This window comes from Leptolyngbya sp. GGD, from assembly GCF_026735145.1.
GTDB classification, from domain to species: domain Bacteria; phylum Cyanobacteriota; class Cyanobacteriia; order Leptolyngbyales; family Leptolyngbyaceae; genus Leptolyngbya; species Leptolyngbya boryana.
Window position 1 is genome coordinate 337,390 of the sequence record NZ_JAPQKE010000002.1, and the last position, 12,680, is coordinate 350,069.

General features: G+C 47.1%; 15 protein-coding genes. 8 read left to right on the forward strand and 7 right to left on the reverse strand.

Translation table 11 applies throughout. The features are described 5' to 3' along the window. Positions 1–43: 43 nt before the first annotated feature. The gene (gene sigC, locus OU814_RS10530) at positions 44–1,288 is read left to right on the forward strand and encodes an RNA polymerase sigma factor SigC (protein ID WP_017285906.1); all 1,245 of its coding nucleotides are present in this window, start codon (positions 44–46) and stop codon (positions 1,286–1,288) included. A 233-nt stretch (positions 1,289–1,521) separates the two neighbouring features. Beyond that, complete coding sequence (locus tag OU814_RS10535) at positions 1,522–1,983, forward strand: Fur family transcriptional regulator (RefSeq protein WP_017285907.1); 462 nt, start codon at positions 1,522–1,524, stop codon at positions 1,981–1,983. Positions 1,984–1,998: 15 nt separating this feature from the next. Here the strand turns inward: OU814_RS10535 and OU814_RS10540 are convergent, their stop codons facing one another. Continuing rightward, positions 1,999–3,060 carry a peptidoglycan-binding domain-containing protein gene (locus OU814_RS10540; protein WP_268182600.1) on the reverse strand — a complete coding sequence of 354 codons (1,062 nt, stop codon included), beginning with the start codon at positions 3,058–3,060 and terminating at the stop codon, positions 1,999–2,001. A gap of 215 nt (positions 3,061–3,275) precedes the next feature. Here OU814_RS10540 and OU814_RS10545 point away from each other — a divergent pair, with 215 nt between their 5' ends. The 4 genes from OU814_RS10545 to OU814_RS10560 all read left to right on the forward strand — a co-directional run bounded on the left by OU814_RS10545 (position 3,276) and on the right by OU814_RS10560 (position 6,799). After that, entirely contained in the window at positions 3,276–4,628 is a 1,353-nt protein-coding gene (locus OU814_RS10545) for an APC family permease (protein ID WP_017285909.1), read from the forward strand. 20 nt (positions 4,629–4,648) lie between these two features. Continuing rightward, complete coding sequence (locus tag OU814_RS10550) at positions 4,649–5,260, forward strand: SAM-dependent methyltransferase (protein WP_268182602.1); 612 nt, start codon at positions 4,649–4,651, stop codon at positions 5,258–5,260. A gap of 206 nt (positions 5,261–5,466) precedes the next feature. Then, positions 5,467–6,423: a DUF362 domain-containing protein gene (locus OU814_RS10555; protein ID WP_190651541.1), complete on the forward strand. Its 957-nt coding sequence runs from the start codon at positions 5,467–5,469 to the stop codon at positions 6,421–6,423. A 160-nt stretch (positions 6,424–6,583) separates the two neighbouring features. Further along, positions 6,584–6,799 carry a hypothetical protein gene (locus tag OU814_RS10560; protein WP_017285912.1) on the forward strand — a complete coding sequence of 72 codons (216 nt, stop codon included), beginning with the start codon at positions 6,584–6,586 and terminating at the stop codon, positions 6,797–6,799. Here OU814_RS10560 and ribD read toward each other — a convergent pair. Next, positions 6,791–7,879, reverse strand: coding sequence for a bifunctional diaminohydroxyphosphoribosylaminopyrimidine deaminase/5-amino-6-(5-phosphoribosylamino)uracil reductase RibD (gene ribD, locus OU814_RS10565; protein ID WP_268182605.1), 1,089 nt, complete (start codon positions 7,877–7,879; stop codon positions 6,791–6,793). The two genes, OU814_RS10560 and ribD, sit on opposite strands and share 9 nt — an antisense overlap. Then, the gene (locus OU814_RS10570) at positions 7,879–8,415 is read right to left on the reverse strand and encodes a hypothetical protein (protein ID WP_017285914.1); all 537 of its coding nucleotides are present in this window, start codon (positions 8,413–8,415) and stop codon (positions 7,879–7,881) included. The genes ribD and OU814_RS10570 overlap by 1 nt, the downstream gene beginning before the upstream one ends. A 243-nt stretch (positions 8,416–8,658) precedes the next feature. Here OU814_RS10570 and OU814_RS10575 point away from each other — a divergent pair, with 243 nt between their 5' ends. Next, positions 8,659–8,901 carry a hypothetical protein gene (locus OU814_RS10575; RefSeq protein WP_017285915.1) on the forward strand — a complete coding sequence of 81 codons (243 nt, stop codon included), beginning with the start codon at positions 8,659–8,661 and terminating at the stop codon, positions 8,899–8,901. A gap of 82 nt (positions 8,902–8,983) precedes the next feature. After that, on the forward strand, positions 8,984–9,793 hold the full coding sequence (locus OU814_RS10580) for a prepilin peptidase (protein WP_190651535.1): 810 nt from the start codon (positions 8,984–8,986) through the stop codon (positions 9,791–9,793). Between the two features lie 90 nt (positions 9,794–9,883). Here OU814_RS10580 and OU814_RS10585 read toward each other — a convergent pair whose 3' ends face one another. From OU814_RS10585 to OU814_RS10600, 4 genes are all read right to left on the reverse strand, one after another. After that, the gene (locus tag OU814_RS10585; RefSeq protein ID WP_017285917.1) at positions 9,884–10,339 is read right to left on the reverse strand and encodes an NUDIX domain-containing protein; all 456 of its coding nucleotides are present in this window, start codon (positions 10,337–10,339) and stop codon (positions 9,884–9,886) included. Positions 10,340–10,410: 71 nt separating this feature from the next. Beyond that, a complete protein-coding gene (gene bcp, locus OU814_RS10590) occupies positions 10,411–10,869 on the reverse strand; it encodes a thioredoxin-dependent thiol peroxidase (protein ID WP_017285918.1) in 459 nt (152 codons plus the stop codon). 5 nt (positions 10,870–10,874) lie between these two features. Further along, on the reverse strand, positions 10,875–12,281 hold the full coding sequence (gene argH, locus OU814_RS10595; protein WP_268182610.1) for an argininosuccinate lyase: 1,407 nt from the start codon (positions 12,279–12,281) through the stop codon (positions 10,875–10,877). A gap of 102 nt (positions 12,282–12,383) precedes the next feature. Continuing rightward, complete coding sequence (locus OU814_RS10600) at positions 12,384–12,623, reverse strand: hypothetical protein (protein ID WP_017285920.1); 240 nt, start codon at positions 12,621–12,623, stop codon at positions 12,384–12,386. Positions 12,624–12,680 lie beyond the last annotated feature (57 nt).

A 12,680-nucleotide genomic window follows, 5' to 3' on the forward strand; every position in this document is an offset into this window, starting at 1 on the left:
AAGCAACCAACAGAACGATTTCCACATAGCGCACAAACGGAACATGATGCCAGCAACTTCTTTCTACGCTGATGCAGAGTTTGATCCCTCTACACTAGAGCAACCCTCAACCCTATCAGAAACCGAATTTGATCCCAATGCGGATCTCGCTGAACTTGAAGCGGAACTGGCAGGGCAAATGGAAATGCGCGCCGCTGGACGGAAAACCACTGACTTAGTGAGGCTCTACCTGCAAGAGATCGGCCGCTACCACTTACTTGGACGCGACGAGGAAGTGGCTGAGGCGCAAAAAGTTCAACGCTACATGAAGCTATTAGAACAGCGCAATGATGCCGCTAACAAAGGCAATGATTCTATCCGTCAATTTGTAGACCTAATGGATGCCCGCGATCGCTTGGTGTCCACACTGACCCACCGCCCGTCTCTCGAACGCTGGGCTGCCGAAGCAAATATCGAGGTCGCTAACCTCAAACCTCTCTTGGCAGAAGGCAAACAACATTGGGCACAAGTTGTGAAACTCAGCGTTGCCGAACTCGAGCAAATTCAAAGTCAAGGACTCACTGCGAAGACTCGCATGATCAATGCGAACCTGCGGTTAGTCGTCTCCGTTGCCAAGAAATATCAAAATCGCGGTTTAGAACTCCTAGATTTGATCCAAGAGGGCACACTCGGCTTAGAACGAGCCGTTGAGAAGTTTGATCCAACCAAAGGCTACCGATTCAGCACCTATGCGTATTGGTGGATTCGGCAAGGCATCACGCGCGCGATCGCCACTCAAAGCCGGACAATCCGCCTGCCCGTCCACATTACGGAAAAGCTGAATAAGATCAAAAAAGCTCAGCGCAAAATCTCCCAAGAAAAAGGGCGAACTGCCACGATCGAAGATATTGCAACAGAGCTAGAAATGACACCGCCTCAAGTTCGGGAAGTGTTGTTGCGAGTTCCGCGGTCTGTATCGCTAGAAACTAAAGTGGGCAAAGAGCGAGACACCGAACTCGGCGACTTGCTGGAAACAGAAGAAGTCACGCCTGAAGAGACGTTGATGCGGGAATCACTGCGCCGAGATTTGCTGCAATTGCTTGCCGATTTAACCACTCGTGAAAGAGATGTGATTCAAATGCGCTTTGGTCTAGGAAGCGATGGACATCCTTATTCTTTAGCAGAGATTGGACGCGCGCTCGAATTGTCTAGAGAGCGAGTGAGACAAATCGAAGCGAAGGCGCTGCAAAAACTTCGTCAACCGAAACGGCGCAATCGCGTTCGGGACTATCTCGAATCGCTGAGCTGAGGAATTGCCATCGGATTTATGTGCAGCGAAGCCGAAACTCGCTGTACGTAAATCCAATCAATGGAGACTTTCTCAAGGCAGATATAGCCATCAACTCCGCTCAGTCAAGCAAGGCAGGCGGGGTAATTTTTTGAAAAAGTTAATTGCAGATTATTTTCAATAAGGCGAACTTGTTGCAAATCGCCTATTATTTTTATATGCTATGATTCTCAAGAAAGGAGGCTTTGTTGACAATGCTAAACGCTCCTGTATATACCAGTGCCTCGCTAAAAGCGGAACTGAATGAAAAAGGATGGCGGCTCACTCCGCAACGTGAAACTATTCTGAATGTTTTTCAAAAGCTTCCTGAAGGTCAACACCTCAGTGCTGAAGATTTGTATCATGAGCTTCAGGAAAAGAATGAGGGAATTAGTTTATCGACGATCTATCGCACGCTGAAATTAATGTCGCGAATGGGAATCCTGCGCGAGCTTGAATTAGCAGAGGGTCACAAGCATTACGAGATTAACCAGCCTTTCCATCATCACCATCATTTGATTTGCGTACGCTGTAATAAAACGATCGAATTCAAAAGTGACCCGATCTTGAAAATCGGTACAAAAGCAGCCCAGAAAGAGGGATACCACATTCTAGACTGCCAGTTAACAATTCACGCCGTTTGTCCGACCTGTCAGCGATCGCTCTTACCGCTCTAAGTTATCGAAAAATCGTTATCGAAAAATCACACGAGCATCGGGAAATCCTTGCGATCGCAAATTTGCGGCAATTCTCTCTGCTGCTTCGGGTGTCGTGTAACGATTCACTTCAGCGTAGTCTCCTAATCGATCCTTGCGAGGAGTGGCACTAGGCGCAATGTTGAGTACCCGACTCCACTCTGTTGTTGTAGGGATCGGAACAATGACCACATAGCGACGAACATTCAGCGAGGCAGAAGATTCTGCACTTTGTCTGATTTGATTCAGCGTTCGTGCATCTGCCTCACCCGTCGTTGCAAGCAGGTTCCTCTGCTGAAAATCTAAGACGGCTGCTTCTGTACTTGCCCCAAAAATACCGTCTACTCGAACTGAATACCCTAATCGGTTGAGTTGTTGTTGGAGTTCGCTCACTTGGGTTCCCCTATCTCCACGCTGTAAGCCTGTTCCGGGTCTGTTCGTCGGGGAGGTAGGCACACTTCCTCGATCTAATGCTGCATAAACTGAAGCATCAGCCTCGCCTGTTTCAGGCAATCTGAAGTCTCTCTGAAGCTGAATCACAGCGCTCTGAGTAGCAGAGCCAAATACGCCATCGATCTCGCTGTAATAGTATCCGGCAGCTTGTAATTGCTGTTGTAACTGTTGTACACGTGACCCGCGATCGCCCACTCGTAATCGATCGCTGAACTGATTCTCAAAACCTGTATCGGGATTTACAGTCGTTCCAATCCCCAAAGCGTTATACGTTGATGCACCAACAATTCCATCGGCTTCAATTCCAAATTGTTGCTGGCATCGAATGACCGCTGTTTCGGTCTGATCGCCAAAGTATCCAGTTATGGAACCGTCATAGCAATTTAGCTCTTGTAAGCGATTCTGCAATTCGACCACTGCTTGCCCCGAACTTCCTTTTCTTAAAAGCTCCTGTGCCATTGCGATTTGAGTGAATCCAGCGATCGCGCATCCCATCAACACGCTCAAAATCCGAACGCAGAGGTTCCCAGAACGGATTTGCTTGATCTGCGCGTGGTCTGGGGACTTATTTTCGCCAGCTCGATGCAAGTATGCGATCATTTTCATAATTTTGTGAGCAATTTTCGTGAATGGGAGTAGAATGGGAAATTTTTGCTTCTGAAACTATATTACCCATACCATAGAGTGATCGCTTTTCCTAAGGATGGAGATTGTGGAAAAGCTCTTGATCTCTATCGAAAGTTAGATCGCGTCCGTTCCCTCAGTACATTAAAATCCGGTGCTAAGGTTGCGATAGCAATCATTGTTAATTAGGTGTCGCTATGGGTTTACCCAACTCTTCTGGCTCGATTGCTTCTACTACCCAAGTTGAGTCTGCTAGACCCAAGACTACATTAAATTTGTTTGATGCGATCGCGTTGATTGTTGGGATTGTGATTGGAGCAGGGATTTTTGAAACCCCTGCATTGGTTGCAGCGAATACTGGAACAAATTCGGCTGCTCTGTTGGCGTGGATTGCAGGAGGCGTTGTGTCTCTGATTGGAGCATTGTGCTATGCGGAGCTAGCAACGAATTATCCTCATGTGGGTGGTAATTACTACTACTTACAGCGAGCTTATGGAAACGCGATCGCGTTTCTGTTCGCTTGGGCAAGAATGACGATTGTGCAAACTGGCTCGATTGCTCTCCTTGCTTTTGTTTTTGGTGATTATGCCTCTGAGATTTTTTCGTTGGGTAACTTCTCGACTCCGATCTATGCCGCAGGCGCAATTGTTCTTTTTACTGTGATCAATCTAGCAGGATTGCGCTTGGGCAAGGGAGTACAGAATGCTTTAAGTGCGGCAAAAGTCGTTGGGCTGATCTTAGTTGTCATAATTGGACTCTTCACATCGCCGACTGCTGCACCTGTTGTAACCGAGTCAAAATCCTCACTCAGTTGGGGACTCGCAATGATTCTCGTCTTGCTGTCTTATGGAGGCTGGAATGAAGCCGCCTATATCTCTGCTGAGATTCAGAATCCTCGGCGAAATATTGTGCGATCGCTGCTTTGGAGTATTGGCATTATCACAGCGATCTATGTTGCAATTAATGCAGCTTATCTGCATGGACTCGGCATCAGTGCAATGGCAAACTCGCCTGCGGTAGCAGCAGAACTCATGCGACGAGCATTTGGACAACCTGGAGTTGTGTTTATTAGCGTCCTCGTTGCTATTTCAGCATTAGGAGCGATGAATGCAACGATTTTTACTGGAGCACGGACAAACTATGCTTTGGGACAAGATTTCTCAGTATTTCGGGCTTTAGGAACTTGGCGATCACAGCAGAATACTCCAACCACCGCTTTACTTGTACAAGGCGCAATCTCCTTGTTTTTGATTGGACTAGGAGTACTAACACGCAAGGGTTTTGAAGCAATGGTAGACTATACAGCTCCAGTGTTTTGGTTCTTTTTCTTGCTGGTTGGGATTTCCGTATTTATTTTGCGATCGCAGGAGCCACTTCAGGAAAATGGATTTCGCGTTCCGTTTTATCCCATCACGCCAATCTTGTTCTGTCTAATTTGTGGGTACTTGCTGTATTCGAGCTTGGTGTATGTGAAAACGGGTGCGATCGCAGGCGTGGTTGTTCTAGCATTGGGAATTCCAGTGCTATATCGGCAAAATCAACTTCGATAAAGCTCTAGGAGAACTAAGATATGACGATTAAAACTTTCATGATCACTATCAGTCTTGTCAGTTTGACATTGACTGGATGTGCTCAAACTTCTACTCCAACTGCAACCCCTGAACCTTCCGCAGCACCGCAACAAGCTCAAGTCGAAGAGTCTCCGCAGCTTGATGTGCCTTACGTGCCTACTCCCACTGAAGTGGTTGATGCCATGCTCAAAGTTGCGAAAGTTGGGAAGAATGATGTGCTGTATGACCTGGGAAGCGGAGATGGTCGGATTCCTATTACCGCAGCAAAACGATTCGGAACTCGTGGATTTGGAGTAGATATCGATCCGCAACGGATTCAAGAAGCAAACGCAAATGCCCAAAAAGAAGGCGTGAGTGATCTGGTGAAGTTTGCTCAGCAAGATTTATTTAAAACAGATCTAAGCAAGGCGACTGTGATTTCGCTCTATCTTTTACCTCGGATCAATCTCGAATTGCGTCCTAAATTATTGCAGTTGAAACCAGGCACACGGATTGTGTCTCATGCTTTTGATATGGGCGATTGGAAACCTGATCAGGTCGTGAACGTTGGCGGAACAACGGTTTATTACTGGGTTGTACCTGAAGAGGTTCCAGCGAATCTGAAAAAATGACGGTTTGGTTTCAGCAGGTTTGCTGATTGATCGTTAGTCTAGCACTGCACTCTAGAATTGCCTTCTTGTCTGCATCCGTTTGCGCTTCCACAAGGTAACTCGACCTCACTCAGTCAGCACTCCCAAAAAATGTGCAAAATTCTGAGCGTGCTTTTGCAATAGGATTTTTCGATCGCGGTTAAAGTAATAAAAAACCTTCTAAGCGTATGAAACCAACCGTTAGTCTGCTGCGTGCTACCTCTTACGATTTAACAGAACTTCGGGCTGCACTCGAAGCATTGCTTGAACCTCTGGGCGGAATCAGCAGCATCGTCAAACCGGGAGATCGCGTTTTACTCAAACCCAATCTCCTGACGGGTGCCCGCCCCGGAAAAGAATGCGTGACGCGTCCTGAGATTGCCTACTGCGTTGCGAAAATGGTGCAGGAAGCAGGTGGAAAGCCATTCTTAGGAGATAGTCCCGCCTTTGGCAGCGCTCTAGGAGTCGCAAAGGCAAGTGGTTATCTCGAACTCACTGAGTCGCTCAATTTACCGATCGTTGAATTCAAAGGCAAACGGTATGAAACAGTTGGTGAAGAATTCAATCATTTATTGCTCTGTAAACAAGCGATCGAAGCGGATGTCGTGATCAATCTACCTAAAGTCAAATCGCACATGCAATTGACTGTCACAATGGGTGTGAAAAATTTATTCGGATGTGTTCCAGGCAAAATGAAAGCTTGGTGGCACATGGAAGCGGGGAAAGATCAATCTCGTTTTGGCACGATGTTAGTTGAGACAGCGCGAACAATCGATCCAGATTTAACGATCGTGGATGGCATCATCGGGCACGAAGGCAATGGACCAAGCGGCGGTGAACCAAAAGATTTAGGCGTATTGGGAGCATCGCGTGATATATTTTCTCTTGACCGAGCGATCGTTGACATTCTACAAGTCGATCCCAACACTGTACCGACGATTGTAGCTAGCCAGCGATTAGGACTCTGTTCGGACATTGATGCAATTGACTTTCCACTGCTTCAACCCGTAGATCTACAGATTTCAGATTGGCAGCTTCCTGACAAAATGATGCCCATTGATTTTGGTGCGCCTCGTGTTCTGAAATCAACTTTCAAACATCTGTATATCCGCTTCATCAAAGAACCGATAGCAGCCTACCGCTAATGTGTGAAAGGATGAAGGAAAGTCACAATATTTTCGACTGTCCTGTCGATATACAGGCGCAGAATAATCTTTTAATAACTGTTATTTCAGCTTGTAATGTCTGGCTTTCAGGATAGGCAGATTCAGTATTGTGGAAACAGCAACCTCATCCTTTGTTCCTATGAACCCATCTTTGATTCGTCAACTCTGGGCGCTGGTAGAGACGACCCAAGCCACTCATCTGGTTAACCTAGATGATGCAAACTTGGTGCAGTCTCTTCTGCGCCAAGTGAATACGCAGCAACCCCTCAACTCAGAAGAGAATTCGCTGCTCTCGACTTATGTTTATTCTCGGCTCGCTTTGATTCGGGATTTAGCCTATGAACGCTTAGCCTAAATAGCCTTCGATTAGTAAATCTGATTCGATCGTGCTCCAGGTCACCCGCGTTAACGGAATCGCATCGGTCATCTGATTGAGTCCTAATTCTGCGATCGGCGTTGGTGCGTGCTCTCCACCAATAATTTTCGGCGCAACAAATGCCCATACTTTTTGCACACAACTTTGGCGAATTGCTTGCGCTGCTAGATTTCCACCACATTCCCAAAGCACAGTATTCATTCCGCGATCGTAGAGATTCTCCATCACCGCAGCAGGCGTAGTCGTCTCCAAATTCACAACTTCAACACCTTGCTGGCTCAATTTTTCTTGAATGTCTGAATTGGCATTCAGCCCTGTAAATACGACAGTTCGAGCAATCTCAGTCTTCCAGAGATTCGCCAGTGTTGGTAAATCCAAATTGCGGCTCATGACGACCCGCAAGGGTTGCCACTCTGAAAGTCCATGCGTGGTTAATTCAGGATTATCTTTGCGAACTGTATTGCCACCAATGACGATCGCATCACACTGTGTCCGTAATTGATGAACACGTCGCCGCGACATTTGCCCAGTCACCCAGCTACTATGGCCGGACGTTGCCGCAATTTTTCCATCTAAGGTCATGGCATATTTGAGAATTCCAAACGGACGACGATTTAGAATCCGATGCACAAAGGCTTCATTTAAGGTCTGACATGCCGCTTCTTCAACCCCAACCGTCACTTCAATCCCGGCATTCTCAAGCGTTGCAATTCCCTTGCCTGCAACTTGCGGATTCGGGTCAACCATGCCGACGACCACTCGCTTCAGTCCAGCCTTCACGACTGCTTGAGAACAAGGCGGAGTCCGACCAAAGTGATTACAGGGTTCTAGATTGACATAGAGAGTCGCGTTGCGCGATCGCGCACCCGCTTGCTGCAGCGCAAACACCTCAGCGTGAGGCTCTCCCGTTTTCGGATGAAACCCCTCGCCCACAATTTCACCATCTGACACAATCACACAGCCGACCATGGGATTTGGAGCCGTACGCCCAATTGCTCGCCTCGCCAACTCCAGACACCGCTGCATCATTGCCCGATCGAATTCGTCTGCTGTTGCCATCAATACAAACTACTAGAGGTTGAATAGTGGCTTAAGATTTCTTGTCCCCAGCGCACAAGCCGTTCGGAGCCTTCGATCATCAGCAAATACTGCCCACGATCGAGATGATGTCGATAAATACTCGCCGTCGTTCCTTCACCAAACAGCCCGAATAATGCGCCAATGACTGCGCCAAAAAATCCGCTGACGATCGATAAAGCTGGTACTAAAAATGGCGATTCTAATTCTGTCATCTGAATCAGATCGAACTGGGCAGCAAGAAACAAACCCAATCCAGCGATCGCGCCCAAGGTGCCCAAGATAATGCTGAGAAATCGAGCTTTGCGGATAGCAAGCTGCATCGGTTTAAGCAAACCGACATGTTCGGGATTGCTATAACCCGCGCCCACGATCGCGAGATGTTCGGGCGAAATACCGTGATAATGCAGCAAACGATAGGCTTGAAACACTGAGGCTTCGTCTGGGAAGACCATCACAGCGAGGAAAGTCTGGCGACGAATGAATCCGCTTTTGCGGAGGAACCGAGTAACTGACACTGGAGTAGCTCAGGATTGGCAATGGTATCTCTGAATTCTAAACTGTTGTCATCGCTTTCCTCACTAACCGTTAGGTGAATTTAATCTAATTTCAATGAACTTCGTGAGGAGAACATTACATTTGTGAAGATGGGGAGTAGAGAGTGGCAAGTAGGAAGATACTCAGGCTCAATAAACTAACTTTTTTTGCGCTCCAGTTGCAATTTTTGGCATAGTATACAGTCAATCTCTATGTGACTGAAGATGGATGTTTTGACGAAAGTTGATCAAGAAATGGATGTAGATGATTTTTCAACTTATCTGGATCCGACTCTCATTCAATCGGCGCGACTGATCTATGAAACTTATTTTTCGGTACATCCCGATATCGATCGACCATTAGGGGTCGCGATTAATCGGATTACACATCGCGGCAAAATTATTTTTTCGGGGAAACCGATTTTGCTGCCTCAAGAATGTTTTGTGCCGTTTGAATTGATTGAGTAAAAATACGAGAATTGAAGGGTTAGGGCGCTGAATTGAATTCGATCGAGTTAAATGAGAGTTGCCCTAATACTTGTCTCAAGTGATGGACATTCTCGCAGTTCCAGCTTTTCTGATTGTCTTTTTTATCGGTGCATCGATCGGTAGTTTTCTCAATGTGGTCATCTACCGTTTACCTGCTGGTTTATCTTTGATCTATCCGCCTTCGCGCTGTCCGCATTGTCTAACTCGCTTGAGAAAACGCGAGAACATTCCGGTGTTTGGATGGCTCAGACTAAAAGGAAAATGTGGACATTGTAAGAGTCCGATCTCCCCTCGCTACCCATTGATAGAAGCCACAACCGGGATGCTTTTTGTCCTGGTCTTTGCGGTTTTCAATCTTTCGCTGCAAACGCTGGGATTTTGGGCATTTATTAGTTGGCTCTTGGCGCTGTCGATGATCGACTTCGACACCATGCTGTTGCCCAATTCCTTGACGCAATCAGGATTAGTGTTGGGATTGGTGTTTCAAGCGATCGTTGGGTTCTCGATCGCAGGAATACCAGGAGCAATTCAGCATTTTATGACGGGAGTGATTGGAGCAATTGTCGGAATTTGGCTATTGGATGCGATCTCAATTGTGGCATCGATGATGCTCGGACAGACCGCAATGGGAGCAGGTGATTCAAAGCTGATGGCAATGATAGGAGCTTGGTTAGGGTGGAAGCTGTTGTTATTGACGGGTTTCTTGGGTTGTTTGACTGGATCAATTGCTGGACTTTGGGCACTCTCGCTTGGAAAATTGGCGCGGCGGCAAGCGATGCCGTTTGGTCCATTTTTGGCTTTGGGAGCGGGGTTAAGTCTCTTTTGGGGAGAGCAATGGATATCAAGCTATTTGCAACTGTTTCAGATTTAACCTGGAACCGTTCGGATGCAGGCTTCGCGTGCGATCCAACTCATTTCCGCCAGGATTTGAAATCATTGAACTCAGTTTAAATTCCTTGCTTTAGGCGAGCGTAGTGCGTCCTGCAAAGTAATCTTGCAGTTGCTGACCATGGTCATGAGAAAGCTTTCCGGGCGGCAACTGCGAACAATGGAAAGCTTTCACATCCAAGACTTCATTGACATCTTTCGGCTTAAACTTGCCTGTTGCTTCGACCTCAACGACCACACAGATCGAATGCATTCTCGGATCGCGATCGGGAGCCGAATAAATTCCAACTAAGCGGCGAATTTTGGTCAGTTCTAACCCTGTTTCTTCAAATAATTCACGCCGAATCGCCGTTGGTAAATCTTCCCCCCAATCGACAATTCCCCCCGGCAAGCCCCATAAGCCATTGTCACGGCGACGAATCAACACAATGCGATCGTCTGGCAACACCGTAATAATGCTTGTGCCAGTCACAGGATGACGGAAAACCACCCCTAAAACAGTTTGAAAAAAGTGCCACAACCGACTCATAAACTTAGGGAACAGAATTTGTAGGGATGTCTGAGTAATACCCTGAGCACAAAGAAATCTAACGTTGTAGTTCAGGCTAGATCCGCGAGAACTTGAGCCGCATGAAACTCTGGCTTAACTTTGAGGTAGATTTTCTCGATCGTACCATCTGGACTAATCACAAATGTATTCCGGGTAATGCCTAAATACTCTTTACCCATAAATTTCTTTAGACCAAAACTATCGTAAGTCTCCGCAACTTTGCCGCCTTCATCACAAAGTAAGGGGAATGGAAGATTGTGCTTTTTAACAAACTTCGCATGCGATTTTGCATCGTCTGTACTCACCCCTAACACTACGAAGTCTTGAGCTTGATAATCGGCATAGGCATCCCGAAAGCCACAAGCTTCTTTGATACAGCCTGGTGTATTATCGCGAGGGTAGAAATATAAGATCACCCGTTTGCCGCGTAAATCCACTAGATTAACGAGATTTCCATCGGTATCAGGGAGTGAAAAATCAGGAGCGCGATCGCCCACTTTCAGCGCCATAGTTGTTACCCTAATCGTTGTTTTGCCGAAGCGATCGCCCGTTCAACCTGCTCAAATCCTGTTCCCCCGAAACTATTTCGAGCCGCAACCACTTGAACAGGGGCAATCGCTTCGTAAATATCTTCCTCAAAGGCTGGATGCAATTCCTGCCATTCAGTGAGCGACAGATCTTTGAGCAATTTATTTTCTGCCAAACACGATCGCACGACTTTACCGACCAGATTATATGCCACTCGGAAAGGCACACCTTTTGCCGCTAAATAATCTGCCACGTCTGTCGCGTTAGAAAAGTCCTCAGATACGGCTTGATTTAGCCGCGTCGTCTTAAATTCCAATCCTTCACGGAACAGAATGGTTATCGCTTCTAGACATGCCCGGACTGTTTTCACGGAGTCAAACAAGGCTTCTTTGTCTTCTTGCAAATCCTTGTTGTACGCCAGCGGCAAGCCTTTCATCAGCACCAACATGCCTTGCAAATGTCCAAACACCCGTCCTGTTTTTCCGCGCACTAATTCTGGAACGTCGGGATTCTTCTTCTGGGGCATGATACTCGAACCCGTCGCACAGCTATCTTTCAGTGCCACAAAACTGAACTCTTGCGATGCCCAGAAAATCACTTCTTCTGATAGGCGGCTAAGATGCACCATGATTAAACTGGCAGCACAGAGAAATTCGATCGCAAAATCTCGATCGCTCACGCCATCTAAACTGTTTTCATACAATCCGCCGAATTCGAGTAACTCAGCGGCATAATGTCGATCGATCGGAAACGTTGTGCCCGCCAACGCGCCTGAGCCTAAAGGCGATACATTCACTCGCTGGTAAATTTCTCCAAGTCGCGTCCAATCTCGCTGAGCCATCTCAAAATATGCCAGCAAGTGATGCGCCAGACTAATCGGCTGAGCGCGCTGTAAGTGCGTATAGCCCGGAATCAGCGTTTTTACATGCTGCTGTGCCAAATCCAGCAAGACGGTTTGAAATTCTCGAAGCTGCTGCTGAATGTCTTGAATTTGGGCACGCAAGTAGAGCCGGGTATCGGTTCCGACTTGATCATTGCGCGATCGTGCCGTGTGCAACTTCTTGCCAACATCGCCCGTAATCTCGGTTAAGCGCCGCTCCACCGCAAAATGGACATCTTCCGCATCCACTCCGGGTTGAAATTGTCCGGCACGGTATTCTTGGCGGATCTGCTCTAATCCTGTGACAAGTTGCTCACCTTCCGCTTCAGAAATGATGCCGGTCTTTGCCAACATTTTCGCGTGAGCTTGCGATCCGGTGAGATCGTATTCAATTAATTCAATATCAAACCCGATACTGGCGTTAAACTGCGCGATCGCAGGATGCAACGCAGATTCAAAGCGTTGACTCCAGGTTTGGGAGGGTTGAGAGGATTCAGAAGGCTGGGAACTCAAGAGAAATTTTTCTCGCTCGACTGCAAGTTTTAAGCCTACCCTAAACCGCGATCACATGAGGGATGAAGCCCAAATAAAATTTCTTCATCCCCACCCCATTGCTTAGCCAAACGAAGTAAAAGTTTTAGCCAGATAGCCAGCTACGATTCCAATCACGAACGCCCAGACTTGTCCGGTTCTGACGAAGTGATTCCAACTTTTGCTGACATCTCCGGTGATATCAGTCGGTTTGAATTCTTGAGCAAAAATGGTGACATCGATCGATTGCATGGTTTGGAACAGATCGCCGAGATGCGTCGTACTATTCAACCAAGTCGGTAAGTCTAAGATGAAGTGTGCCATGAGTATTTTCTGTACAGCGTGTTTCCTTTCAGCACAGTATTACCACATGGATTTCTA

Bases quoted from the DNA above. Each gene is read 5' to 3' on its own strand.
- sigC (WP_017285906.1), top strand. From the start codon at position 44: ATGATGCCAGCAACTTCTTTCTACGCTGATGCAGAGTTTGATCCCTCT.
- OU814_RS10580 (WP_190651535.1), top strand. From the start codon at position 8,984: ATGGACATTCTCGCAGTTCCAGCTTTTCTGATTGTCTTTTTTATCGGT.
- OU814_RS10550 (WP_268182602.1), top strand. From the start codon at position 4,649: ATGACGATTAAAACTTTCATGATCACTATCAGTCTTGTCAGTTTGACA.
- OU814_RS10575 (WP_017285915.1), top strand. From the start codon at position 8,659: ATGGATGTTTTGACGAAAGTTGATCAAGAAATGGATGTAGATGATTTT.
- OU814_RS10555 (WP_190651541.1), top strand. From the start codon at position 5,467: ATGAAACCAACCGTTAGTCTGCTGCGTGCTACCTCTTACGATTTAACA.
- OU814_RS10560 (WP_017285912.1), top strand. From the start codon at position 6,584: ATGAACCCATCTTTGATTCGTCAACTCTGGGCGCTGGTAGAGACGACC.
- ribD (WP_268182605.1), bottom strand. From the start codon at position 7,879: ATGGCAACAGCAGACGAATTCGATCGGGCAATGATGCAGCGGTGTCTG.
- bcp (WP_017285918.1), bottom strand. From the start codon at position 10,869: ATGGCGCTGAAAGTGGGCGATCGCGCTCCTGATTTTTCACTCCCTGAT.
- OU814_RS10540 (WP_268182600.1), bottom strand. From the start codon at position 3,060: ATGAAAATGATCGCATACTTGCATCGAGCTGGCGAAAATAAGTCCCCA.
- OU814_RS10600 (WP_017285920.1), bottom strand. From the start codon at position 12,623: ATGGCACACTTCATCTTAGACTTACCGACTTGGTTGAATAGTACGACG.
- OU814_RS10545 (WP_017285909.1), top strand. From the start codon at position 3,276: ATGGGTTTACCCAACTCTTCTGGCTCGATTGCTTCTACTACCCAAGTT.
- OU814_RS10585 (WP_017285917.1), bottom strand. From the start codon at position 10,339: ATGAGTCGGTTGTGGCACTTTTTTCAAACTGTTTTAGGGGTGGTTTTC.
- OU814_RS10535 (WP_017285907.1), top strand. From the start codon at position 1,522: ATGCTAAACGCTCCTGTATATACCAGTGCCTCGCTAAAAGCGGAACTG.